We start from the raw sequence: 25,353 nt of genomic DNA, 5'->3' as shown, positions 1-25,353 counted from the left end.
TAAAGAGAACAAAATAATGTTAGATTACTATAAAGAGTTACTTTTATACATAAAAAACAAAGTCTCAAACAAGGATAATGCTCAAGATATTGTTCAAGAAACTTATGAAAGAGTAATAGCTATAAGTAATACACAAAAAATTGAAAATGAGAGAGCTTTACTTTACAAAGTAGCAAAAAATCTTATTATAGATTTATCAAGAAAAAACAAAAATATAACTGAAATACCATTTGAAAAAGATACTCATATTGAAAAATATCTTACAGAAGATGAAGTTATAAAACAAAATCAACAAGATATCTTAATGCAAGAACTAAAAAAACTCCCTGCAAAAAGAAAAGAGGCTTTTGTACTACATATTATAGAAGGATATACAAAAGAAGAAGTAGCAAATATAATGAATATCTCATTTCAAGCAGTTGAAAAACATATCTCAAGAGCAACTATTGAACTAAAAGAAAAAATTAGAAAAAAAGAGGAACTCTAATGGCAAAAAATAATATACAAGAACAAGCAAGCCATTGGGTTAGTTTAGAAATAGATGGGAAAGAGTTAAAAAACAATAAAGAGTTTAATATTTGGATAGAAACTTTAGAAAATAAAACTGCTTTTGAAGAACAAAAAGATTTAATAAATGAGATAAAATCTCTACCTAAAGATTTTTTAGATGAATTAAAAAATGAGGTAAAACAAAATAGAGAGATTGAAAATAGAAGAAAAATATTTCTAAAAAGAGTTACTCCTTTAGTTGCAGCATCTATTTTAGCTATTTTTTATATATCATTTTTTGTAGAATTCCCAAAATATTCAAAAGAGTATTTAGTTTCAAATAAGATACAAAATAATATTTTACTACCTGATAACTCTAAAATTTCACTAGATGCAAATACAACTATAACTGTAAAATATTATAAAAACAGAAGAGTAGTAGAACTATCTAAAGGAAAAGCTATATTTGATGTAAGTTCAAACAAAGAGCAACCTTTTATAATAAATACAGAGAAAATAGATATTGAAGTTTTAGGTACAAAATTTGAAGTTGTAAATTTTGAAAATAAATTACAAGTAAATGTTTTAGAAGGAGTTGTAAAAGTATCTAAATCAAAAGAGAAAAATAAAGAGTTAGCTATTGTGGAAAAAGGGCAATCTTTACAACTTGATAATAATGCAAATATAATTAGCCAAAATAGTTTAAATATTGAAAAAATGTTGCAATGGAATGAAGGTAAATATAATTTTCAACAAACAAATTTAGAAGAAGTTTTTAATGAATTCTCAAAACATTTAGATATAAATATAATTTATGAAAAAGAGAAAGCAAAAAGATATCAAATAAGTGGAAATTTTGATGTAAAACATTTTGATAATTTTTTAAATGTTTTACCAATGATTCATCCAATAAAAATAGTAAAACAAGATAAAACAATTGTTGTAAAATAAAATTTATAAAAATTTTCAAAATTTAATGTCAGGAATAGTAAAATTTTTCGTCTTCTTTTATTAGAGAGTAATTCTCATAATTAAAATTTAAGGAGAAAAAGTGAGACTATTAAATAGAAAATCATTAATAGCACCTAGTTTAGCCCTACTTTTGGCTACAAATATCTATGCAGCTTCATATACAGTAGATACAACAAATGCTACTTTAGCTATAGAGAAGATTTCAGAACTTGTAAATATACCTTTTTTGGTGGATACAAATATTTTAAAAGGTAAAAAAACAAATAAAATAGAAAATTTGCAAAATTTAGAGGAAGCTTTAAAACAGATGTTTGAAGGAACTGGACTAGAAGCAATTATAAAAAACAATACTATTGTTATAAAAGAGATATCTTCTGTAAAAGTTTTAAGCAATGGAACTTATGTTTTAGATGATGTATCTGTAAGTGGTAAAGGTAGTAAAAATGGAAGTGCAGAATCTGGATATTTAGTAGAAGATGTAAAAACTCTTGGAGTTTGGGGAAATTTATCTCTTCAAGATACACCATATTCAATGAGTGTTATGTCATCTGACTTTTTAGAAAATACAATCACTTCAAATATGAACCAAGTTGCAAAAGTAAATCCAGTGATGAAGAATAATGAAAATGCTTCACAAAATGGAGAAATTTCATCAGCTATTAGAGGATTTGGTGTTTCGCAGGCTCTAATAGATGGAATACCACTTCCATATTCATTTTTTGGTACAAGTACAAATGAAGTAGATAGAATAGAGGTAATTTCTGGGCTTAGTGGGTTTTTATATGGTGGTGGAAATGTAGGTGGAACTATAAACTATGCTTTAAAATATCCTACTTTAAAGCCAATTACGAAAATATCCGTAGGAAATAATGGTGGGAAAAACTACTATACAAGTGTGGATACTTCTCAAAATATCAATGATAAATTAAGTGTGAGAGTATTTGGTAATTATCAAGGTGGCGATACAGCAATAGAGAACTATGAAGATAAAGAGAAACTAATAGGTGTATCATTTGCATATAAACCAACAGATAATCTTGATTTAGGACTATATTATGCTCATAGAGAATCAACAACAGGAACAAAACCTATGTGGAATATAACAGGGAAAAGACCTGATGCTTCTAGTTTTGATACAAAAAAAACTTATGCACCTGATTGGGCTAATGTAGATGTAGATTCTGATAAAGTAGAGTTAAAAGCAAATTATAGTTTTAGTGATAATTTAAGACTTAGAACAGCATATATTTATAAAGATGCCACTAGAGTAAGACCATATTTTTATAATTTGGTGAATACAAATACAAATAGTTTTCAAAGAGGTTTATATTGGTTTTATAAACAGCAAACTAAAAACGATGGAGCTTATGTTTACTTAGATGGAGATTTTAATACAGGTTCTGTTCATCACTCTTTAACATTTGGTGGTTCTTTTGGAAATGAAAAGTTTTATAGTCGAAGTGATCACAGTACTTGGGGTGATTCTCTTGGTAGTACAAATTTCTCTGATTATAACAACTGGAATTATACAATTCCTAGTGGTACAGTAAAAAAAGGTTTAGCTAGAAAACAATTTAAGTCAAATATTGTTTTAGGAGATAATATCACTTTTAATGAACAATGGAGTGCTCTAGTTGGAGCAAATTTAGCTAATGTTCAACAAGATACTTGGAATACAAGTACTAAAGCAAAAACAGGAAGTTATGATAAAGATGCTTTAACACCTACAATATCGCTTATTTATAAACCAATAGAAGATTTAACAACTTATATTACATATATAGAATCACTTGAAAATGGTTCAGTTATAGATGAACCTAAAGATACAAATGATGGAAAAGTTTTTGACCCACTTACAAGTAAACAGTATGAGGTTGGTGTAAAATACTCTATAAATAAAGATTTACTTTTAAGTACGGCACTATTTAGAATAGAAAAAGCAAATAATATGACTGAATATTTCGCTAATAATGGTAATGGTAAAACACAAACAACAACTCAAGATGGTGAACAGATAAATCAAGGAGTTGAAGTTTTAGTAACTGGAAAAGCAAGTGATAGTTTAACTTTAATGGGAGGAGTTACTTACCTTAGTCCAAAAGTAGAAAAAACTACAAATAAAACACTTCAAGGGAAAGAGTCTCAAAATGTAGCAAAATATCAAGCAAAAATATATGCAGAATATCGTCTTCCAGTAGAACCTAAAATCTTTCTAAATGGTGGAGTTTACTATACTGGAACTCAATGGGTTGATAATATGAATACTCAAAAACTAGATGCTTATAAAACATTAGATTTAGGGGCTAGATATGAGACAAAATTAGATGGATACGATACTACATTTAGAATTTATGCTTCAAATCTAACAAATGAAAAATATTGGGCAAATACTTCAACTTTAAGCGACCCACGAAGTGTTGCTTTTAATGTAACAGTTAAGTTTTAAGAGTTAATTGTAAATGAAAAGTGATTTTAATACAAGTATGAGTTTAACTCATACTTGGGTATCTTTGATAGTTGGCTGGGCAATATTTTTTATACTTGTTACTGGAACTCTATCTTTTTTTAATTATGACCTTACTAGATGGTTAGAGCCTGAGCGACCACTAGAAATAAACCTTTTACAAAAACCACAAGATAAACAAATTGAGGCTATGTTTGATTTTTTGAGTAAAGAATCACAAGAAGCAAAAGAGTGGTATATAAAACTTCCACATATAAAAAATCAGACTCCAAATGGTGCTAGTAGAACAGAAATTGTTGCAAGAAGCTCCACGAATTGGGCTAAATATTGGTATTTTGACCCATTGACTTTAGAAGAAGTAAAGCAAACAGAAGTTAGACAAACAGAGGGTGGAGAACTTTTTATAGATTTACACCATAAGTTTTACTATATAGATGAAACTTTAGGGATTATTCTTACTGGGTTTTTGGCATTTTTTACTTTGGTTGCTGTTGTAAGTGGAGTAATAATCCATAAAAAAGTGTTTAAAGACTTTTTTACTTTTAGAGCAAATAAAAAACAGAGGTCTTGGATAGATATGCATAATATCACAGGGATTATAACTTTGCCTTTTGTGTTGATGATATTTTATACTGGACTTGTTTATTATAGTCCACACTATGTAACTATTCCTTATAAAATGATAGAAGATAAAAAAGAGCAAAGAAAAGATGAGAAACAAGCTTTACTAGATAATAGTTCTCTTCCTATTATGGAGAAACCAACAGCAAATATAGAAAATATGATAAGAGAAGCTGAAAAAAAATATGGTATTGGAAATATAGCTTATATAGAAGTTGGTAAGAATAATACACAAGGTTTATATATAGAGTTAAAACCACCTTTTGGTAGCGAACTTACTCGTAGTGAATCAGATGATACAGTTATGAGATTTAGTGGAGTAAGTGGAGAAAAACTAGAAATTACAAACGAATATAGCACAGGAACAAAACTTTTTAGAAGTTTGGTTTCACTTCATGAAGCTTGGTTTGCTTCTTACCCATTAAGATGGCTATATTTTATCTGCGGAGTATTAGCTTGTATTATGACAGCAACAGGGATGATACTATATACAGTAAAAAGAAAAGAGAAGTTTGAAAGAGAGAGTGATAAAAAAAGTCTAGTTTTAGAAATAGTTGAAAGATTAAATATTGGTATGATAGTAGGACTTTTAGTAGGAATTTCAGCTTTTTTTATAGCAAATAGAACTCTTAGTGTGAATATGGCAGATAGAGCCGAATGGGAAGTAAATATACTATTTCTAACTTGGGCTTTTATGATTGCTTTTGCCTTTTTTAGACCAATTAAAAAAGCTTGGATTGAAAGTTTATATATAGCTAGTATATCTTTAGCTTTTATTCCAATACTAAACTATTTTACAACTAATAAACATTTAGGAGTTACTTTAAAAGAAGGAGATTTTGTATTAGCCTTTGTTGATATAACTATGCTTTTATTTGCTTTAGTTTTTGCTTTTCTTGGATTTAGACTTAAAAAGAAATGGAGTAGAAAAGATAAAGAAGATAATGAAAATAAAGAAGTTTTAATAGGAGAGAAATTATGAAAAATATGGATATGTTTTTTAGAATATTAGCTTCTACTTTTGGAATGTACTTTTTATCTTCTGCAATTACTACTTTTGTATTGGTTCTTTTAGAGATAAATCCTGAAATTCAAGAGATGGTTGAAGCTATAAAAATAGAGTTTATTTTAGGTATCTTTATAGTTCTTTGGGTTTTTTATACAAAAAATATAGCTAGAGCTTGGTTTTATATGATAGCTCTAACAGTAATATTTTTTGCTTTAAGTTTCTATTTACTTAAAGGAGGTGTTTTATGATGCCTAATGTTTCAATCCTTTGGTATGGTTTAGTAACTATTTTAGCCATAATTGGTTTTTTACTCTTAGCAATAACAAGAAAAAGAGAAGGTGTAGTTTTACTAAATAGAGAATTACAAGAGAAAGAGAAAACTATATTTAAAACCTTAGGTTCTCTTTTTTTAATAATCTCTTTTGTATTTTGTATATATCTTTGGAAATTTAGCTTTGGAATAGTTTTGTACTTTGGAATTTTAACTTTTGCTATTTTGTTTGTGATATTTCCAATATCTTATTTAGCTTATAAAAAAGCTAGAGTTAAAAATATAGTTTCTAAAAGTAAAGAAGAGATAAAAGATAAAGTACCATTTAAAAAACTCTATCTTCTTTTTATGATACTTATTCCTCTTTATGCTATTTATAGTTTAAATAATACTCCACCAAAATCAGTTTTAAGAGATGATGTAATCAAAGATAAAATAGGAGAGTTTGAGTTTGTTTTGGCTGAACACGATAGTGGAGAGTTTGAAATGGCAGATAATGGAATAGCTTTTATGACTTTTAATATTAGATTTTGTGAAGAGTGTGATTTAAAAATAGATGATGTTTTTATAACAATAAATAAACCTTTTATCCAAAATAACTTTGGTATGCCTTTTGGTGGAAATTATTGGGAAAGAATTGCTAGTGTTCAAATACCTTTTTCTTTAGATGAAAAGAGTGAACTATACTTAACTGTTGTAAGTAGAGATAAAAAAGTTTATCAAAAAACTTATAATATAAAAGAGAATTTCCAAACTACTTTTGAAGAGTTTGAAAAATATTCTAAAAATGCTAAATTGGAGATACAATGGTAATAAAATTTAAAAGATATTTTACTTTGATAACTTTGTCTCTTTTTCCAATAATGGCTTTTTCTCATGGTGCTACACCAACTGCTTTTTTAGTTTGTAAATATAAAAGTGAAAATATAGTTTGTGTTTCTGGATACTCAAATGGATCTCATGCAAAAGGAAATAAGATAAGCTTGGTAAAAGTAGAGAATAATGAAGTTTTAGAGAAAAAAGTGTTTGATAAAAGCTCTAAAGTTGTTTTTGAGAATATTCCTAAAGATGATTTTTATATCTTGATGCAAAGTGCAAATGGTAAAAGTAGTATTGAAGTTGGTAAAACTGAGATTTTAGAATAGGAATGGAATATATTGGAACTGGGACTCTCTTTTAGAGTACTAAAAGCATAAGTCCCAGTTCTAAAATAAGTTTAAGTATGGGTTTCAAGGTATTTTTCTCATTATGATTAAAATTTCGAATAATAACTAGAAAATCTCTCCTTTTTTATACTTTGAAATCCATACTTAAGGTTATAATAAATCAATAGGCTTTCAAAGATATTTTCTTAAGTTCTATTGCCTCTATGAGTTTACAACTAATCATTTTTAAAACCGTATTTGATGGATTTATAAAAGATGGTTTACCATTTAAAAGAACTAAAAAGGGTAGGAAAGCTAAAAAAGGTTTCTGATTTTTTTAAATTAGTTCATAAAAAAGTTTTAATAATTACTTAACTATAAGAAAAAAGAACTTCTGCTTCATTTAATGAAAAAATCACTATAGCATCTACATTTTTATTTAATAACAAAGCTTTTAATTTTTGTCCCAGAGTATAGTTTCTAAAGATAACTACTCTTTCTTCACTATCAAAAACATCTTCTTCACAAATCAAATAACACCTAACTTTATTTGAAATAAGCTCTTTTTGTTTATCTAAAGCCTCTTTTTTATTATTATATAATTCTATAGGGATTTTTCCATCACCTTTTAAAAGTAAATCTAAAAACTTCCCTATATTCTTTTTTGAGATATCTCCACCACCAAGCAGTGGAGCAAAGTTTACTTCATTTATAATTGCATTTGTTTCATACCAAGGCTTTGATATATCAGAAGTAATAATATCAATTCCTGCAACTTTAAGTTCAAAAAGCTTTGTAGCTTGTAGTGCAATTTTTATATTCTCAATATGAACTAACTTTGTTACATCTTCATCATATCCACCCCATTTTGTAGATTCAATATCTCTTAAAGGAATTAAAACTCCTTTTTTAGGTGTTGATTTAAGACTATATGAAGTATCTTTTATGAATTTTAAAGCTAATTCATCATTTGGAAAAAACTGTTTTGAACTATCCCAAGGTGTTTTTAAATCCTCTTTATCATTTGCTTTTTTTATTAACTCTTCAATAGAACTTTTACCATCTGCAAACACACAAATAGGCAATCTTTTTACACAATAAAGCAACTCCTTACCGACAATAAAAAGCCTATGGCATACACCAACTACTTGTTTTTCTATAATAACTTGCTTTTTCTTTGATAAATTATAAGCTAATTCAAATGCTTTGATTAAACTCTCTTCATCAAAAATATTTACACTAACCCCCTCTCCTCTATCTAAATCTATAGGTTTTACAACAAGTGGATATTTGAGTATTTTTGCCATTTGTAAAGCTTCATTTTTATCATTTGTTACACTATGAATTGGGGCTGGAAGTCCTGCTAATCTTAGTAAATTTGCAGTAAATAACTTATTTTGTGATAACTTAGAACCCATAGCACTATCACTATCTATAGTACTTCTATCAATTTTTCTACTTTTACTTCCCCAACCTAATTGGTAAACACCATCTCCTAAATGAAAAAATGGTATATTTTTTTTAGTAGCCTCTTTTAATATATGTATTGTAGATTTTCCAATTGGCATTTGAAATAAAATTTGATTTATTAAATTAAATATATTATCTAGTAAAAGTTTTTTATTCTCGAGTGTTATTTGATTTTGTGCCATAAATAAAACATAGTTAAAAGAGTTATCCAATATTTTTGTATAGTGTTGTATTGAAATAGAATCCACATATTCATAAGAAACAGTTAAGATAAATCTATTTTTTTGCACTTCATCTACACTTAAAGAGTTTATTTCAATATCTTTAAAAATAGGAATTTGACAAGCTTGGAATAAAGATGTAACTAATTTTATAACATATTTTGATATAAATAAAATATAATTCTTTTCTTTTATTTCCAAAATATCTAAATTTAAAACTTCTATAAACCATTGTCTTAAATAGTTTAGATTAATCTCTTTTTCTATTCTAAAATTAATATTATAGTTTCTAATATTTCTTCTTTCAATTTGTTTTAAAAATATTTTTTGCTTTAATTTGGATTTTATAACTTTTCCCTGTTCATTTTTAGGAATTTCATCTAAAAAAACAATATCCTTTGGACTTAAAAAACCCAATCTTTCTACACAATAGTTCATCAACTCTTCTTTTTTCACTTTTTTATCATCTTTTAATACAATAGCACATATTGGTATATCTTGATGGATTTTATGTTTAAAACCAACTACACAGAGATCTTTTACAGCTTTATGAGAGATTATTTGATTTTCTATTTGTGTAGAATAGATATTTATTCCATTCATTATCATCATATCATCAGATCTTCCACAATATATAAGCTCTTTTTCTTTTGTAAATTTACCCAAATCCAAAGGATAGTACCAACCATTTTTAAAAGCTTTTTTTGTAGCCTTTTCATCATTTAAGTATCCATCTATCATACCTAAATTTTTTACTCTTATATATCCAACTTCTCCTATTTTTAACTCTCTATCCTCTTCATCTACAATTTGTACTAAAACATTATTTAAAGCCTTACCAACGGTTTGAGATATATCAAATACACTTTCTTTATTCGCACAAGTTATACCACCAACTTCATTTGTTCCATAAGTAACATATAAATTTGAAGTTAGTTTCTCTTTTATTCTTTTTCTTAAATCATCACTTATATTTGAAGCTCCAATAGATAAAACTCTTAAAAAACTAAAACTCTCTTTTGATATATTTGGAAATGTTTTTAAAATACTCTCTATATGAAAAACTGTTGTAAAAAGTATGCTTATTTGATACTTTTTACAAAAACTTACAAAATCATTATCTTTTTTATCCCAAATCACATAAGAAGCACCACTATAAAGTGTCATAAGAAATCTTATTTTTGTACTATTATATAAAAGTTCAAGAAGAGAAAGCACTCTATCACTACTTATTGTCTCTATTGAACTTTGAGATATTTTAACTCTTTCAAACTCCAATTTATGACTTACTTCAAAAAACTTAGCTTTTCCTGTCGTTCCTGAACCAATAACAACTTGCCAAATTAAACTAGAATCAAACTCTTTTTCATCTTTGTAGATACTATTTTTTAAAGAGTTTAAAGTTTCGTTTGTAAAAATCAAACTTTTCACTTTAAAATCTAGTTTTATATCACTACTATTACTTAAAATATATTTGGGAGATAAAAGATTTTTTATCTCATTTAGTTCATTCTTTGGACTATTTTTTGAAATACTTACTAAACAAGCACCAATCTTTGCCAATGCCAACATAGTAACTGCAAGTAAAAACTCATCATCAAAATAGTGTAAAACTACATCTTTTGGTCTAATATCTTGACTTTTCAAATAATTTGCTATTTTACAAACAAACTTTTCTAGTTCAAGAAAAGTAATAGTTGAATTTTTTGTATATATTGCTATTTTGTTTGGATTGTTTTTTGCTTGAAAGCTTAAAATATCTGCTAAGTTTTTTATAAGCACTTTTTTCCTTAACTTCTAAAGTTTGATAAAATCTCAAGAATAAATCTTGAGATTCTAAGTTTTTAAAATTTCAATACATATTTAGCAGAAATTACATTATTACTGAAATCTGTCCCTTGACCTTGGTAATCATATGAAATATTAATATTATTTGTTTTATTAATATCTAGTTCATATCCTATTCCTGCTTCATATGACCATCTTCCATTATCTATTCCATTTGTATCAAAGCTTGTTCCTACATTTCCTTGATAAGATGAAGTCACCATTTGGTTTTTATCTTGTAAATCATAACCTACATTTAAGTTTCCTATTAGTTTTTGATTATCACTTATTTTATAGTGAGCAAGAGTTCCTAATCCTAGGATTAATTCACTTGTTGTAAATTTATCTACATTTAGATTTAAAGCTCCCGCACCATTTTCACTATAAGCAGGGTTTGTAAAATGTCTATAAGTAGCATTTACAATAGGTTGAAGTAATAATTTATCAGTTACATTTACATCTCTCATAAGTTTTAAATCCAAAGATGCAACTTTACTTGTATATTTTGACTCAGCTGTTTGCCCCGTGAATATATCTCTTTTCGTATCTGTTTTTTGCCAAGAGTATCCAGCTTGATATAAGAAATTTGTTTTATCATCAATTATTGGTACATTTCCATATACTAAAGTTGTAAATACATCTAAATCTGCTTTTTGACTAACATTATTTATATCAACATTTCCATTTGTATAGAAAAATGCCAATCCCAGTTTTGAATTGTTTTTTATTTCTGTATCAGCTCCAAATCCTAAACCATAAGTTTTTAAATCAAATCCATTTATTCCATCTTTATTATTTTGTTTACCAATACTTCCAAATGGTTTTATCCAAAGATTATTTTCACTAAACATTCCATCACCTGAGTTTAATCCACCTAAAATATTTGCATTTTGTCTTTGAGTTACGATAGTAGAAATACCATTTGATATTTGAGTACCTGCTGTTACAGTTCCGTTTGTTACTACTGGAGTTGTACTTTCTACTGCTTTTGCAACTGCACTATCTGTTGGAAGGTTATTAAAGGCACTTGCTACATTTGGATCTATATCATACAAGCTTTGTATAGCTTTTGCTGCATTTTGATCATTTTTATTTCCACCACCCAAAATAGTACTATCTACAATATTATTTTCAGAAGCTTTAACTACATTTAAATGAATTGCTCCATCTTCTCCATTTACCCAACCATCACTTGTTTCATACTCAAAATTAAGCAAGGCTGAATTATCTGTGATCTTTATCTTATCATCTATTGTTAAGCTATTAGCAGTAACAACATTTTCAAGTTTATTTCCAGCTAATGATGCTTGATTTGTAGAACTATTTAATACATTTACATCTATTGTTGAACCAGTTTTAAATGTAGTATTATTCGTTAAAAGTTGAGAATATTTTGTACCATCTATTGTCCCATCTGTTTTTAATCCAATAATTAATTGTCCAGTAGCTTCATTTGTAAAATTATTAATATACGCAACACTTTCTTCATCCATAACATTAATTTCTTCAACCATAGCATTGTGTGCTAACTCTATTTTCCCACTATTTGTTAGCGTTCCATCAACAAAAATATTTCCTTTTAGTATTCCACTATTATTTACATTATAACTTCCAGATTCACTACCTTTTTGCAAATGTAGAGAATAAGCATTTTTATCAAGTTCATTATTTATATAAGCTGCTATAACTCCATTTGCTTCATTTACTATTTCAAGTTCATTTGAATCATTATAAGTAGAAATACCAGCAGCCAGTGTAAGAGAATCTTCATAGTTAGATGTATCTATGTTTACCTTTATGTTTCCACTATTTGTAAGAACTGTAGGTATTTCATAAGCAGTTTCCATATCTAATTGGATACCTGCAGCCAAGACAGAACCTGTTCCAATACCATCTATTAAAATATTTCCACTATTTGTAATAGTCGAATCTGAAACATTACCTTCCGTAAATATACCAAATAAGCGCGTCTGACTGTATTCACCAGTTAGAGATGAATGCACCTTTATAGTTCCTGTATTTTGAATATTAGATCCGTGTAATTCATCAAAGCTCATACCTATAGCAGAAAACTCATTACCCATACTATAATTATTATAATTTTCAAAAGAACCTGATTCCCCTTCCAGTACAGCCTCAATTGTCCCACTATTTATAACATCACTATTATATGTTCCATATATGTTTATTCCTGTCGCATTTGCATAAGAATTATTGGTATTACCCGCACGAACATACATTGTTCCACTATTTGTAACTGTAGAATTATCCATATTACCTACAAAAATACCTGCACTTTGTGCATAATAATTACCTGATGATACAACTTCTAACTCACCACTATTCTCAATACTTGAATCTATAGAGTTCTCCATTAGTATAGCAAATGATTCTCCTTCTGAAGAAACATTTATTTTTCCACCATTTATTATACTTGCACTATCTTCTCCACTTTCCAGAAGAATACCATAAGCATATGAATTATTTTCTGATGAGTCTAATGATTTTACATCGATAAACCCATTATTTTGTATTGTTCCACCATCTAAATATGAAATAGCTATACCAAGGGCTCCTCTTTGAGAAGTTGATTCAATTTTATTTTGGTTAATTATATTTCCATATATATAATAATCCTTATCATAAATAGCATAAGCATCTTCTCCTCCAGAATTTGTAATTCTAATTAATCCTTCATTATCAATTTTCTTATCACTAGATAAGTTACCCATTATATAAATAGCTGCCTCAGAATCAGTAACATCAATACTTCCTGTATTAGAGATATCTAAATTTTCTGAATTACCACTATTAAAAGGATAAGTTGTAGTTTGATTATTTGTTATCACTACTGCATTAGAAGTATTTATTATACCTCCAACTAACATAGCACTAACAACTAGTGAAACTTTCCCTCCTTTTAAAATTCTAAATCTTGATTTAAAATCAAATTTATCTATATACCTACTAAACATTTTTTCCTCCAAATAAAAATTATTTTAAAATAATATACAACTAATATCATTTTAATATCACAATTTTATTTTTTTATTTTTAAACTATATTCTTATATAATAATATTAAGATAATCTTTTAGGATAATATGAAAATCATCTATTTATGTATTTGTTTATTATTTGTCTATTTATTTTTTACACCCTTACAAAATATTATTTTAAATGAAAAAGAGATCTCTTATTTAGAAACAAAAAAAATTATTACTATGTGTATAGATCCAAATTGGGAACCTTTTGAAAAGATTAATAAAGATGGAATACACGAAGGAATTTCAGCAGATTTAATAAAACTTATAAAAAATAAGCTACCTATAGATATAGAACTAATCCATACTAAAACTTGGGATGAAAGTATCCAATTTTCAAAAGAGAAGAAATGTGATATTTTAAGTTTTCTCAATAAAACTTCAACAAGAAATGAGTGGCTAATATTTACCAAGCCTATTTTTACAGATCCAAATGTACTTGTAGGAAGAAATGATAAAAGTTATATAGAAGATATCTCAAAAGTAAATTTATCTATTGCTCTTCAAACACAAACAGCAATGATTGAAAAATTCTCAAAAGATTTTCCAAACTTAACAATCATTCCAACTCAAACAGAAGATGAAGCATTTAAACTAGTAGAAGAGTATAAAGCTGATTTAACTTTGCGTTCTATGATTGTTACAGCTTATACTATTAAAAAAAATGGTTTATATAATCTAAAAATTATAGGGGAACCAAAAGGTTATGAAAATAATCTTAGAATTGGAATAAGAAATGATGAACCAATACTAAGAGATATTTTAGATAAAGCTATTCTTACTATTACTCAAAAAGATATTGATAATATAGTAAATAAATATATAACAATAGTTGTAGAGAAAAAAACTACTTTTACTATTGCACTTTGGATTTTAGTAGTTTTAATTTTTATTATTTTTATTATCCTTTTATGGAACTATTTACTAAATAAAAAAGTAAAAATAGAACTTAAAAAAAATAAAGAACAACAACTAAAACTAATTGAACAAAAAAGAAAAGCTCAAATAGGAGAGCTTTTAGGTAATATTTCTCATCAATGGAAAAATGGACTTACTCAAATATCATCTTTAAATCTTGAGATGATTTTAATGTATAAATTAAACCAAAATCTAAATAACAATAAAGAGTTTTATCAAAGACTAGAAGATACAGAAAATGCTATAAAATTTATGGTTGAAACTATGGATACTTTTTTGCAATACTACAAAGAAGAAAAAAAATATATCACCTTTAGAATTAAAGAAAATATAGAACAAGTTATGAGATTAATAGATATCGAAATAAAAAATTCTAATTTAAAAATAGATATTATAAATAATTTTGATCTAAAAATTAGTGCAAATAGTAATGAATGGATGCATATTTGGTTAAATCTAATAACAAATACAATCAAAGCTTCCAAAACTCACAATATTATTCCAAAAGTAAAAATAGTAATAAATGAAAATAATATTATTTACGCTGATAATTGTAAAGGTTTAGAAGAAAAAATCTTAAAAAAGATTAAAAATGGTACTCAAGACGGTTTAGGACTAAGAATGACTAAAAAAATTTTAGAAAAAAACAATTTATTATTTAATATTGAAAACTTTAATAATGGTATAAAAATTATATTTTATCAGGGAGTAATATAAATTGTATTACTATTTTATGTTTTTTATTATTAAAAAAAAGGCTTAAATTGTTAAAAAATTTAAATATATTAAAATCTCTAACTATACTTTATGCAGAAGATGATTTAATCATCCAAGAGAGTATTTCAAGAATTCTAAAAATATTTTTTAAAGAGGTATTCGTTGCAAATGATGGAAATGAAGCTATCAAGATTTTCAGAAATAATCAAATAGATATTTTAATATTAGATTATGTAATGCCAAATTTAAATGGATATGAAACTTCTAAAATAATTAGAAAAACTAATAAAAAAATCCCAATAATTATAACTAGTGCATATACAGATAAAGAAAAACTTCTTAATGCAATAGAGTTAAATCTTATAAAATATATAGAAAAACCTATTTTACGCGAAGATTTAGTAAAAGTTTTTGATACTATCATAAAATATATGGATGAAAATAATTTACTTCAAGTAAAGTTAGATGAAAATTTATACTACTCTTTTATTAACAAAAAAATTACAAAAAATAAAAAAGAGATAACTCTAACAAAAAATGAAGTTATATTTATAGAACTACTACTTAATACCCCAAACCAACTAGTCTCTAAAAATATTATTGAACATAACATTTTTAAAGGTCATGTTGATGAAAATACTCTTAGAAATATGGTTTATCGAATTCGTAAAAAACTTGATTTAGATATTATATATACAATTAAAAATCTAGGATATTCAATAAGTATCAAATAATAACTAGAAAAATTAATCATATCTATGTAAATTCAAATCACAACAATGTGTAGCTTCCTCAACTAACAATCTTCCAACTTCAGCATGAGCATGTACAAATTTCTTAATTTTCAAATCAATTAAAAGGTGTTTCTCTTCTAAAGATTCATATTTTAAAATAATATTTGCTTCAGGACAATATTTAAGTATAGCATCACAAATAAGGATTTTATCATGAGTTTCTGTAATAGTTACAATAACACTTGAACTCTTCTCAACTTTTAAAGCCTCTAAAACCGACCTCTTTTCTAAGTGTCCAAAAAAAGCTTTATATCCCATTTTTGTAGCAACTTGAATTTGTCTTAAATCATTTGAAACTACTACAAAAGGCATATTTCTATCTGCTAAATCTCTTGCAACAATTCTTCCTAAAATAGAAAAACCACAAATAATAATATGATTTTGTTCATCAATTGGTTGAATCTTATCTGATTCATATAAATCTTTTGCTAAAAGACTAGAGATTTTATAGATATTATTTAGAAAAAATGGTGTTAAAATCATAGACATTACTGAAATAAGTGTTAAAAAATTTGCAGTTTGCACTGGAATTACATGCTGACTTGAAGCCAAAGTAAATATGGCAAAGGAGAACTCTCCAACTTGACAAAGAGCTATTGCACTTTTTACAGAAGTGTTTTTATCTGATTTTCTTCTAATAATTAAAAATACCACTAAACCTTTGATTAACATTATTAGTAAAAATAGTCCAACAATAATATGAGTATTTTCTAAAAAATATATAATATCTATTTTAGTTCCAACAGTAAAAAAGAAAGTTCCTAAAAGTAAATCTTTAAAGTTTGAAATATCCGATTCAACTTTTATTCTAAATTTTGTATCAGCAATAATCATACCTGCTAAAAAAGCCCCTAAAGAGTATGTAAAGCCCAAATATTCTGCCATTAAAGAAGCACCAATAACTATAGAGAAAACTGCTCCAATAAATAACTCTTCAAGTCTAGTATTTGATGAGAATTGTAGTAACCAATCAATAATTCTTTTCCCGAAAACAAACATAAAAACAGTAATAATAACTGCTGATATAAAAGTATTCCAAATAACTTGACCAATAGATAAAGTCTCATTCGTTAAAAATGAGATTAAAAGTAAGATAGGAATTACTGCTAAATCTTGATAAATTAATATTGCAGTAGTCTTTTCACCATAAGGTGTATAAATATCTTTTGATGATTTTAAATATGGTAAAACAATCGCTGTTGAAGATAAAGAAAAGGCTAAAGATACTATTAATGATACTTCAATAGTTAAATGAAAAATAAAATATGTAACTAAAAATATTAATACTGCACTAATATGAACTTGTAAAAAACCATTTAAAAGTAAAATTTCTTTCATCTTTTTAATTTTATCAAAGCTTATTTCAAGACCTATTGTAAACATTAAAAAAACTATTCCAAACTCTGCTATTGCATCTAAAGAGGCTATATCTGCACCCTTAAAATGAAAACCGTAAGAGATTATTATTCCTGTTAATATATATCCAATAATTTGAGAAATACCAAATTTTTTAAGGATAATATTTATAACTGTAGCCAAAAAAATTGCTAAAAAAAGAGTTGATAAAAAGTGCTCCATAAATACTTCTTTGTGTAAGATTTGCGATTATAACAAAAAAAATCTTGATTTTTATAAATCAAATAATTTTTTATTTATCTTTGATATAATCAATTTTTTAAAAGGATAAAAAGATGAAAAAAATATTTCAAATTGATGTTTCAAATAAAACTAGAGAGAGACAAATCGATAGTATAAAAAATGAGATTAGAAAATATATAAAAAGAGAAAAGAGTAAAAAACTAGCAGATGGTTTTAACTCTTGGTTTTTTGATTGTAAATTTGGACAAACTCAAGAGGTTGCAAAAGAGATAAATTTTGCTGATATTATAAAAAGTGTAGATTTCGCACAAAGTGAAAATTTTGATAGTTTTTATATAGAGATTGTAGCAAGACCAGTTTTTAAAGATAAAAAATCTTTAAATGAAGATGAAATTTTATAAGATTAAAATAGCAATTTTTGGATTGTTTAAGATTTCAATTTTAGTTAATATTTACAAATAATTTTAAGGAGAAAAAATGAACTATATAACAAACGAAAGATTAGAAGAAGCAGATAAAGAGGTATTTGATATTGTAGAAGCAGAATTAGCTAGACAAACAAATCATCTTGAAATGATTGCTAGTGAAAACTTTACAAGTCCTGCAGTTATGCAAGCTATGGGTAGTGTATTTACAAACAAATATGCTGAAGGTTATCCTTATAAAAGATATTATGGTGGTTGTGAGCAAGCTGACAAAGTTGAGCAATTAGCTATTGATAGAGCTTGTCAAATTTTTAATTGTAAATTTGCAAATGTTCAACCACATAGTGGTAGTCAAGCTAATGGTGCAGTTTATGCAGCATTACTTAAAGCTGGTGATAAAATCTTAGGTATGGATTTATCTCATGGTGGACACTTAACTCATGGAAGTAAACCAAGTTTCTCTGGTCAAAACTACTCTGCTTTTTATTATGGTGTTGAACTTGATGGAAGAATTAATTATGATAAAGTTGAGCAAATTGCAAAAACTGTTCAACCAAAAATCATTGTTTGTGGAGCTAGCGCTTATGCTAGAGAGATTGATTTTAAAAGATTTAGAGAAATAGCTGATAGTGTTGGTGCTATTTTATTTGCTGATATCGCTCATATTGCTGGTCTTGTTGCTGCTAATGAACATCCTAGTCCATTCCCTCATGCTCATGTTGTAACTACTACTACTCATAAGACTTTAAGAGGTCCTAGAGGTGGTATGATTATGACTAATGATGAAGAGATTGCTAAAAAAGTAAATAGTGCTATTTTCCCTGGTCTTCAAGGTGGACCACTTGTTCATGTAATTGCTGCAAAAGCTGTTGCTTTTAAAGAAATCTTAGATCCTAAATGGAAAAATTATGCTGTACAAGTAAAAGCAAATGCTAGAGTATTAGGTGAAGTATTAATCAAACGAGGATATGATATAGTAAGTGGTGGAACAGATAATCACTTAGTATTAGTAAGCTTTTTAAATAAACCATTTAGTGGAAAAGATGCAGATGCAGCACTTGGAAATGCAGGGATAACTGTAAATAAAAATACAGTTCCAGGAGAGACAAGAAGTCCATTTGTAACATCAGGAATTAGAATAGGAAGTCCTGCATTAACTGCTAGAGGAATGAAAGAGAAAGAGTTTGAGTTTATTGCAAATAAAATTTGTGATGTATTAGATAATATTGAAAATACAGAGCTTCATGCTAAAATTAATAAAGAATTAGAAGAACTTGCTAGCAATTTTGTTATTTATAGTAGTTCGACTTATTAAGATAGGTTAAAAATGCCTACATCAAATACAACTTATAAGCAAATAGAAAAAGCTATAAAATATATTGATGAGAATTTCAAATCTCATCCAAGTATTGATGAAATAGCAAAAAATATAGGTATGAGTAAGTACCATTTTATAAGAGTATTTAAAGAGTATGTAGGTGTTACTCCTAAACAATTTTTGCATTGTGTAACTTTAAACTATGCAAAAGAGCATATAAAAGAGTCCAAATCCATTCTTGATAGTAGTTTGGATATTGGACTATCTAGCACTAGCAGACTTCATGAACTTTTTGTAAATTTAATAGGAGTTACTCCTAAAGAGTGGAAAGAAAAAGGTAAAGATGTACAAATCACTTATGGTTTTGGACAAACTCCTTTTGGTGAAGCACTTATAGGATTTACTGATAAAGGGATTTGTTATTTAGGTTTTATAGATAATAATAAAAAAGATATTTTCCAAAGATTTAATGAACTTTGGGAAAATGCAAATTTAATTTTTAATCAAAAATTAGCAAATGAGTATTTGGAAAATATCTTTGTAAAAAATAAAAAATATCCACTTTTAGTAAAAGGGACTAATCTTCAAATAAATGTTTGGAAAGCACTTTTAAACCTTCCAAATGGAGTAGTTGCAACATATAGTGATATAGCAAACTATTTAGATAAGCCAAAAGCTGTAAGAGCAATTGCAAGTGCAATAGGACAAAACCATATTGGGTATTTAATTCCTTGCCATAGAGTAATAGCAAAAAGTGGAGCTATGAGTGGTTATAGATGGGGAATTGAAAGAAAAAAGATTTTAATAGCTTACGAATCTATAAAAGAAAATAGCTAAAATGAATAAAATATTTAATATTTATAACAAGCTTTATGAAACTTATGGTCCTCAAGGTTGGTGGCCATTTATGGATTTAAAAGAGTATTATCACAAACTTGATTATAGTTATCCAAAAGATGAGAATCAAATTTTTGAAGTCTGTTTAGCCTCTATTTTAACTCAAAATAGAAGTTTTAAACAAGTTGTTCAAAGTTTAAATAACTTAAAGAATGCTAATGTTTTAAACTACAAAAAGATAAAAGCTTTACCAATAGATGTATTAAAAGAGCTCATAAAACCATCAGGTTATAGTAACCAAAAATCAGAATATATACTAAATTTTATTAAAGTTTTTGAAAAACTAAATGGTAAAATTCCCACTCGTGAAGAACTTTTAAGTATTAAAGGAGTTGGAGAAGAAACTGCTGATAGTATGCTTTTATATGGTTTTAAACAGCCTCATTTTAAAGTAGATGCTTACACAAAAAGATTACTTATTCATAATGGAATAATAGATGAAAAAGTAAAATATATAGACATTAAAAACTATTTTGAAAAAGAGTTACAAAAAAAGATTAAAGATAGAGAAGGACTAGTTATTATTTATCAAGAGTATCACGCTTTAATAGTTTGCCACTCAAAACTTTACTATTCAAAGCAACCATATGGAAATGGGTGTTTTATAAAAGAGCTTTAAATTCTAAAATAATCTATATTAATACTAATTATTAATATTTGGTTAAGTAAAATAATTCTAATATTTCCATAATTTATAGTTTAGGATTAAGTTTATGTCTTATCAGTTACATAGAGATGCTGTTAAAAATTTGGATTTTGCATATCAACCTATAATTGATTTTAAAGATGGTAGAACATTTGCATTTGAAGCATTACTTAGAAATTGTGAGAGTATAGATGATTTTTTTGATAAAGCTTATAATGATAAAACTCTATTTGGTATTGATATAGAACTAAGAAAAAAAGCTATGTCTAAACTTTTACCATTTTATGAAAAGAATCCAAATATCTTTCTATTTTATAATCTTGATAACCGAATTTTGGAAATGGATGATTACAAATCAGGAATTACAAATGCAATGCTTAATTGTTTTGGACTAGATAAACAATTTGTTACTTTTGAGATTTCTGAAAAACATCAATTTAGTTCAATAAAAGATGCTGAAGAAGTTTTAAATTCATACAAAAATCAAGGCTTTAGTATAGCAATTGACGATTTTGGAACAGGCTACTCAGGTTTAAAAATACTTTATCATCTATCTCCTGATTTTATAAAAATTGATAGATTCTTTATTTCAGATATTGTAAATGACAATAAAAAGAAATTGTTTGTTGCAAATGTTATAAATATAGCACATCAAATTAATATAAAAGTTATTGCTGAAGGTATAGAAACTTTGGAAGAGTATATGGCTTGTGTGGAAATAGGTTGTGACTTTGGACAAGGTTATTTTATACAAAGACCAACACAAAATATAGATGATTTAAGAAATTTTTATTTGATTGACTATAAGAAGAATCTTGATTCAAAAATTACAGATTTCAACCTAAATAATGTCTATTATACTTCAAATAACTATCTTGAACTTATAGATAAATATATAATTGCTTCTGCAACAAATGCTAAAGGAAAAATAACTAGTGTTTCGGAAGCTTTTTGTTATTTAAGTGGATATGAAAGGTATGAATTATTGGGGCAATCTCACAATATAGTTAAAAATCCACAAAATAGTAAGAAATTCTTTAGTAATCTATGGAAAACTATAAAAAATGGAAAAATATGGTCTGGTGAGATTAGTAATAGAAAAAAAGATGGTACAATTTATTGGATTTATGCAACTATAATTCCCAATTATTGTAATAATGGAGAATTACTTGGATTTACCTCTTTAGGGCAAAATATTACTGAAAAGAAATATTTAGAAAGTGTAATGATAAAAGATTAGATAATCTAAATTTTTCAGCAAACTCTTTATATAAAAGTTTAAATAATCAATCTTTTTGGCTATACTTTGCAAAATTTTTAAGAAAGAAATAATATGAACCTACTATCAAAAGATGCTCCACTAGAAATCTCAATAGCAAAAATGAAGAAAATACTAGATGATTTTGGATATAAAATAAAACTCTCAAAAGAGAAACATCCTGTAAAAAATACATTTTCTATAAATTTAAGTTTTGAAGGAGCAAACAATTTTATCTTTTCAAATGGAAAAGGAAGCCTTTTAAACTCTTGTTTAGCAAGTGCTTATGGTGAATTTATCGAAAGATTACAAACAAATCTATACTTTAATGATTTCTATTTAGAAGATAGAAAGTTTTTCTCTGATCAAAAAGAGTTTGATTTAAATGAAGATTTTTTAGGTGGTGAACTTAAAAAATATTATCGTATGGAAGGTCTTGAAAAAGAGGATTTCTTAGATTTTAATTCAGATAATTTTGAAAAGATAGTCTCTCTTCCTTTTATAAATCAGACTTCTCAAAAAGTTGTATATTTTCCAACAAGTATTTTATCAAATCTATATGCTAGCAATGGTTTATCAACAGGAAATACAAAAGATGAGGCAAAAGTTCAAGCCTTATGTGAAATTTTTGAAAGATATGTAAAACTAAAAGTAATAAAAGAGGGACTTGCTCTTCCAGAATTTCCAAAAGAGATATTAAAGAATTTTCCAAAAATAATTGAAGATATAAAGACTTTAGAGGAAAATGGCTTTAAACTAAAAGTTTATGATGCCTCTTTAGGTGGACTTTATCCAGTAACTGCAATAGCTTTTATAAATCCAAAAAACAATACACTATTTTTATCTTTTGGAAGCCATCCTATTTTAGAAGTTAGTATAGAAAGAACTTTAACTGAACTTTTACAAGGACGAGAAATAGATGAACTAGATAGTTTTGAAAGACCAACTTTTGACCTACTAGAGATTAGTTCATCATCAAATTTAGAATCACATTTTGTAGATTCAAATGCTAAAGTAGCTCTTCAATTTTTAAGTACAAAAAAATCATTTTCATATACTCCTTGGAAATTTAATATAGAAAATAGTTCTGAACAATTTATATTTTTAAAAGAGATTTTAGATAGAGAAAATAGAACAATATATTTAAGAGAGTATGACTATTTAGGTTTTTATTCTTGTCATATGATAGTTCCAAATTTCTCTGAAATTTACCCTCTTGAAGATATGATTTACAACAATAAAAATCAAGGAAAACTAATACGAAATTTTATTTTAAATAAAGATGACTATGATTTAGAAGAGTTACTTGATGAGTTAAATGGCTTTGATGATTCTGTAAATGTTGGTGCATTTATTGGGGTTATTTTCAAAAAAGATTTCTCTTTATTTGAATTTAAAGCAGATATTTTAATAAAACTAAAAGAGTATGAAGAAGCTATATTTTATCTTGAACAATCAAACAAACCTTTTAACTATATTTTGGCACAAGTTTTAAGAGTGTATGAAGAAAATTTAGATTTAGAAGATTATTTAGAAGCTCTTTATGAAGTTTTTGGAAAAGATGAAATAGAAAAAGCTATAAATATTGTACAAGGAAAATCATCTTTGATAAACTTAGAGTTTGCAGATGAATATAAAAATATTCTAGCTCTATTTGATTCTAAAATTGGAATGATTTAATTTCTAAAATTTAAGCTCCGAACACACTAAAATGAAATCTTTAAATATAGTGTGTTGGAGTTTATAGAAATTTTACTCTTGCTTCTCTTTTAGCTTATTAAAAGCATTTTGTAATTTTTCTACTCGTTCTTCTACTTTTTTAACTGAAGCTTCAAGAGTAAACCCCTCATCCATAAGCTCTTTAATCAAAAGTATTTTTTTAATATTTATATAGTCATATTTTCTTGTAGTTCCATCTTTTTGGCAAGATGATTGGATAATTCCTTTATCTTCCCAATATCTAAGTTTTCTTTGTGGAATTTGTGTAACTTCTGAAACATCACCAATGGTTACCAGTAGTTTTGATACTAAATTTGGATCAAACAACTCTTCAAACATTTTATCTCCTTAAATTGTAGTATATTGTACATATTTTGTAATTAATCTACAATTAAGGAAGATTATCTTAAATTTTCAGCAATTATTGTAACTAATCTACAAAAAAGGAAAATAAAATGACAAAAATAGTTCTACTAACACTATTATTAGTGATAAATCTATATTCAAAGGAGAATAAAATGCAAGAGATAGATATAAAAAATTCAGCTTTATTGCTAATAGAGTACCAAAATGAGTGGCTAGATGAAAAATCTAAACTATACAGTTTTATGAAAGATAAAAAACAGTTTGAAGAGTCAATAAAAAACTCTAAAGAGGCTTTAGAGTATGCAAGAAAAATAGGTATGAAGGTAGTTCATATACCTTTGGTTTTAAGCGATGATTATAAAGAGTTTGGAAATGGGCAATATGGCTTAAGAGCAGTTATTCCTCAAGTTAAGACTTGGAAAGGAGAAAACAAAGATTTTCATAAAGATTTTATACCAAAAGATGATGAATTTGTTATAACTGGAAGATTAGGAGCTAGTGGATTTGCTGGTTCAAATTTGGATACTGTTTTAAGAAATAATGATATAAAAACTCTATATATGATGGGATTTGCTACAAATGTTTGTGTAGAATCAACTTTTAGAGAAGCTCATGACAAAGGCTATAATGGAATAGTGATAAGTGATGCAACAAGTAGTTTTACAAAAGAAGAAAAAGAGTTCTTTCTCAAAAATATTGTCCATCATTTTGGAGAGAATATCTCTATAAAAGAGTTCTTAAATACTAAAGTGAATATCGATAAAAAAGAGATTGTAAAAGGGTTTTATAAAGCTTTGGGAGAAAAAGATATACAAAAGGCTTTAAGTTTTGTAAATGAAAATATAGAGTATTTAGCTGTAAAAGATTCTAGTCCTACTTTACCAGAGCTATATGGAAAATATCAAGGTAAAAAAGAGCTAATGAACTTTTTTTCTCATCTAAATGAGTATTATAAAACTTTGAATTTTGATATTCAAACTATTGGAGAAGATGAAAGTAAAGTTTTTGTAAAAGGTTACCTAAAATATGAGATATTGAAAAACAAAGAGATTTATGATACTGATTTTATGGCTTTTATAGAGATTGAAGATGGTTTGATTAAAAAATATCAGTTTTTTAAAGATACTGCACTTTTGGAATATTCATATAAAAAAGAGTAGAAGA

At 26.6% G+C, this 25,353-nt stretch carries 20 protein-coding genes; 16 read left to right on the top strand and 4 right to left on the bottom strand.

Annotated features, from left to right (window positions below):
* Nucleotides 1–16: 16 nt before the first annotated feature.
* From AFAEC_RS04500 to AFAEC_RS04470, 7 genes are all read left to right on the top strand, one after another.
* Entirely contained in the window at nucleotides 17–487 is a 471-nt protein-coding gene (locus tag AFAEC_RS04500) for an RNA polymerase sigma factor (RefSeq protein ID WP_026805818.1), read from the top strand.
* Nucleotides 487–1,440: a FecR family protein gene (locus AFAEC_RS04495; RefSeq protein WP_081754509.1), complete on the top strand. Its 954-nt coding sequence runs from the start codon at nucleotides 487–489 to the stop codon at nucleotides 1,438–1,440. The genes AFAEC_RS04500 and AFAEC_RS04495 overlap by 1 nt, the downstream gene beginning before the upstream one ends.
* Before the next feature lie 100 nt (nucleotides 1,441–1,540).
* Nucleotides 1,541–3,907 carry a TonB-dependent receptor gene (locus AFAEC_RS04490; RefSeq protein ID WP_026805820.1) on the top strand — a complete coding sequence of 789 codons (2,367 nt, stop codon included), beginning with the start codon at nucleotides 1,541–1,543 and terminating at the stop codon, nucleotides 3,905–3,907.
* Nucleotides 3,908–3,920: 13 nt separating this feature from the next.
* Complete coding sequence (locus tag AFAEC_RS04485) at nucleotides 3,921–5,528, top strand: PepSY-associated TM helix domain-containing protein (RefSeq protein ID WP_026805821.1); 1,608 nt, start codon at nucleotides 3,921–3,923, stop codon at nucleotides 5,526–5,528.
* Complete coding sequence (locus AFAEC_RS04480; protein WP_026804831.1) at nucleotides 5,525–5,803, top strand: hypothetical protein; 279 nt, start codon at nucleotides 5,525–5,527, stop codon at nucleotides 5,801–5,803. The genes AFAEC_RS04485 and AFAEC_RS04480 overlap by 4 nt, the downstream gene beginning before the upstream one ends.
* Complete coding sequence (locus AFAEC_RS04475; protein WP_172658625.1) at nucleotides 5,800–6,639, top strand: DUF3325 family protein; 840 nt, start codon at nucleotides 5,800–5,802, stop codon at nucleotides 6,637–6,639. Before AFAEC_RS04480 ends, AFAEC_RS04475 begins: the two co-directional genes overlap by 4 nt.
* Nucleotides 6,633–6,971 (top strand): hypothetical protein, encoded by a 339-nt coding sequence (locus AFAEC_RS04470; protein ID WP_172658624.1) that lies wholly within the window; start codon nucleotides 6,633–6,635, stop codon nucleotides 6,969–6,971. Before AFAEC_RS04475 ends, AFAEC_RS04470 begins: the two co-directional genes overlap by 7 nt.
* A 371-nt stretch (nucleotides 6,972–7,342) precedes the next feature.
* On the opposite strand, the gene AFAEC_RS04465 is transcribed toward AFAEC_RS04470, so the two are convergent.
* On the bottom strand, nucleotides 7,343–10,444 hold the full coding sequence (locus tag AFAEC_RS04465; RefSeq protein WP_051487546.1) for an AMP-binding protein: 3,102 nt from the start codon (nucleotides 10,442–10,444) through the stop codon (nucleotides 7,343–7,345).
* A 62-nt stretch (nucleotides 10,445–10,506) separates the two neighbouring features.
* Nucleotides 10,507–13,464, bottom strand: coding sequence for an autotransporter family protein (locus AFAEC_RS04460; RefSeq protein WP_026805822.1), 2,958 nt, complete (start codon nucleotides 13,462–13,464; stop codon nucleotides 10,507–10,509).
* Nucleotides 13,465–13,592: 128 nt separating this feature from the next.
* On the opposite strand from AFAEC_RS04460, the gene AFAEC_RS04455 reads away from it, so the two are divergent.
* Nucleotides 13,593–15,167: a transporter substrate-binding domain-containing protein gene (locus AFAEC_RS04455; RefSeq protein ID WP_051489022.1), complete on the top strand. Its 1,575-nt coding sequence runs from the start codon at nucleotides 13,593–13,595 to the stop codon at nucleotides 15,165–15,167.
* A gap of 47 nt (nucleotides 15,168–15,214) precedes the next feature.
* Nucleotides 15,215–15,901, top strand: coding sequence for a response regulator transcription factor (locus AFAEC_RS04450; RefSeq protein ID WP_026805823.1), 687 nt, complete (start codon nucleotides 15,215–15,217; stop codon nucleotides 15,899–15,901).
* A gap of 12 nt (nucleotides 15,902–15,913) precedes the next feature.
* Here AFAEC_RS04450 and AFAEC_RS04445 read toward each other — a convergent pair whose 3' ends face one another.
* Nucleotides 15,914–17,539 carry a cation:proton antiporter domain-containing protein gene (locus AFAEC_RS04445; protein ID WP_051487550.1) on the bottom strand — a complete coding sequence of 542 codons (1,626 nt, stop codon included), beginning with the start codon at nucleotides 17,537–17,539 and terminating at the stop codon, nucleotides 15,914–15,916.
* 113 nt (nucleotides 17,540–17,652) lie between these two features.
* Between AFAEC_RS04445 and AFAEC_RS04440 the strand changes: the two genes are divergently transcribed.
* The 6 genes from AFAEC_RS04440 (at nucleotide 17,653) to AFAEC_RS04415 (ending at nucleotide 23,784) form a co-directional block, all read left to right on the top strand.
* The gene (locus AFAEC_RS04440; RefSeq protein WP_026805824.1) at nucleotides 17,653–17,961 is read left to right on the top strand and encodes a DUF6172 family protein; all 309 of its coding nucleotides are present in this window, start codon (nucleotides 17,653–17,655) and stop codon (nucleotides 17,959–17,961) included.
* A gap of 76 nt (nucleotides 17,962–18,037) precedes the next feature.
* Nucleotides 18,038–19,300 (top strand): serine hydroxymethyltransferase, encoded by a 1,263-nt coding sequence (locus AFAEC_RS04435; RefSeq protein ID WP_172658623.1) that lies wholly within the window; start codon nucleotides 18,038–18,040, stop codon nucleotides 19,298–19,300.
* Between the two features lie 12 nt (nucleotides 19,301–19,312).
* Entirely contained in the window at nucleotides 19,313–20,140 is an 828-nt protein-coding gene (locus AFAEC_RS04430) for a bifunctional helix-turn-helix domain-containing protein/methylated-DNA--[protein]-cysteine S-methyltransferase (protein ID WP_026805711.1), read from the top strand.
* 1 nt (nucleotide 20,141) lies between these two features.
* Entirely contained in the window at nucleotides 20,142–20,819 is a 678-nt protein-coding gene (locus AFAEC_RS04425; protein ID WP_026805712.1) for an endonuclease III domain-containing protein, read from the top strand.
* A 94-nt stretch (nucleotides 20,820–20,913) separates the two neighbouring features.
* Nucleotides 20,914–22,086, top strand: a complete 1,173-nt coding sequence (locus AFAEC_RS04420) for an EAL domain-containing protein (RefSeq protein WP_051487533.1) — start codon at nucleotides 20,914–20,916, stop codon at nucleotides 22,084–22,086.
* 93 nt (nucleotides 22,087–22,179) lie between these two features.
* Entirely contained in the window at nucleotides 22,180–23,784 is a 1,605-nt protein-coding gene (locus tag AFAEC_RS04415) for a YcaO-like family protein (protein WP_026805713.1), read from the top strand.
* Nucleotides 23,785–23,856: 72 nt separating this feature from the next.
* Here AFAEC_RS04415 and AFAEC_RS04410 read toward each other — a convergent pair whose 3' ends face one another.
* Nucleotides 23,857–24,162, bottom strand: a complete 306-nt coding sequence (locus AFAEC_RS04410) for a MerR family transcriptional regulator (RefSeq protein WP_026805714.1) — start codon at nucleotides 24,160–24,162, stop codon at nucleotides 23,857–23,859.
* A 116-nt stretch (nucleotides 24,163–24,278) separates the two neighbouring features.
* Between AFAEC_RS04410 and AFAEC_RS04405 the strand changes: the two genes are divergently transcribed.
* The gene (locus AFAEC_RS04405; protein ID WP_034216390.1) at nucleotides 24,279–25,349 is read left to right on the top strand and encodes an isochorismatase family protein; all 1,071 of its coding nucleotides are present in this window, start codon (nucleotides 24,279–24,281) and stop codon (nucleotides 25,347–25,349) included.
* Nucleotides 25,350–25,353 lie beyond the last annotated feature (4 nt).

Origin of the sequence: Aliarcobacter faecis (assembly GCF_013201705.1) — a bacterium.
In the GTDB taxonomy this organism is placed as follows: domain Bacteria; phylum Campylobacterota; class Campylobacteria; order Campylobacterales; family Arcobacteraceae; genus Aliarcobacter; species Aliarcobacter faecis.
This window is presented reverse-complemented; position numbering and strand designations above follow the sequence as displayed.

Coding starts and splice junctions, on each gene's coding strand:
- AFAEC_RS04500 (WP_026805818.1), top strand. CDS start 17: ATGTTAGATTACTATAAAGAGTTACTTTTATACATAAAAAACAAAGTC.
- AFAEC_RS04495 (WP_081754509.1), top strand. CDS start 487: ATGGCAAAAAATAATATACAAGAACAAGCAAGCCATTGGGTTAGTTTA.
- AFAEC_RS04485 (WP_026805821.1), top strand. CDS start 3,921: ATGAAAAGTGATTTTAATACAAGTATGAGTTTAACTCATACTTGGGTA.
- AFAEC_RS04480 (WP_026804831.1), top strand. CDS start 5,525: ATGAAAAATATGGATATGTTTTTTAGAATATTAGCTTCTACTTTTGGA.
- AFAEC_RS04475 (WP_172658625.1), top strand. CDS start 5,800: ATGATGCCTAATGTTTCAATCCTTTGGTATGGTTTAGTAACTATTTTA.
- AFAEC_RS04470 (WP_172658624.1), top strand. CDS start 6,633: ATGGTAATAAAATTTAAAAGATATTTTACTTTGATAACTTTGTCTCTT.
- AFAEC_RS04460 (WP_026805822.1), bottom strand. CDS start 13,464: ATGTTTAGTAGGTATATAGATAAATTTGATTTTAAATCAAGATTTAGA.
- AFAEC_RS04455 (WP_051489022.1), top strand. CDS start 13,593: ATGAAAATCATCTATTTATGTATTTGTTTATTATTTGTCTATTTATTT.
- AFAEC_RS04445 (WP_051487550.1), bottom strand. CDS start 17,539: ATGGAGCACTTTTTATCAACTCTTTTTTTAGCAATTTTTTTGGCTACA.
- AFAEC_RS04440 (WP_026805824.1), top strand. CDS start 17,653: ATGAAAAAAATATTTCAAATTGATGTTTCAAATAAAACTAGAGAGAGA.
- AFAEC_RS04435 (WP_172658623.1), top strand. CDS start 18,038: ATGAACTATATAACAAACGAAAGATTAGAAGAAGCAGATAAAGAGGTA.
- AFAEC_RS04430 (WP_026805711.1), top strand. CDS start 19,313: ATGCCTACATCAAATACAACTTATAAGCAAATAGAAAAAGCTATAAAA.
- AFAEC_RS04425 (WP_026805712.1), top strand. CDS start 20,142: ATGAATAAAATATTTAATATTTATAACAAGCTTTATGAAACTTATGGT.
- AFAEC_RS04420 (WP_051487533.1), top strand. CDS start 20,914: ATGTCTTATCAGTTACATAGAGATGCTGTTAAAAATTTGGATTTTGCA.
- AFAEC_RS04415 (WP_026805713.1), top strand. CDS start 22,180: ATGAACCTACTATCAAAAGATGCTCCACTAGAAATCTCAATAGCAAAA.
- AFAEC_RS04410 (WP_026805714.1), bottom strand. CDS start 24,162: ATGTTTGAAGAGTTGTTTGATCCAAATTTAGTATCAAAACTACTGGTA.
- AFAEC_RS04405 (WP_034216390.1), top strand. CDS start 24,279: ATGACAAAAATAGTTCTACTAACACTATTATTAGTGATAAATCTATAT.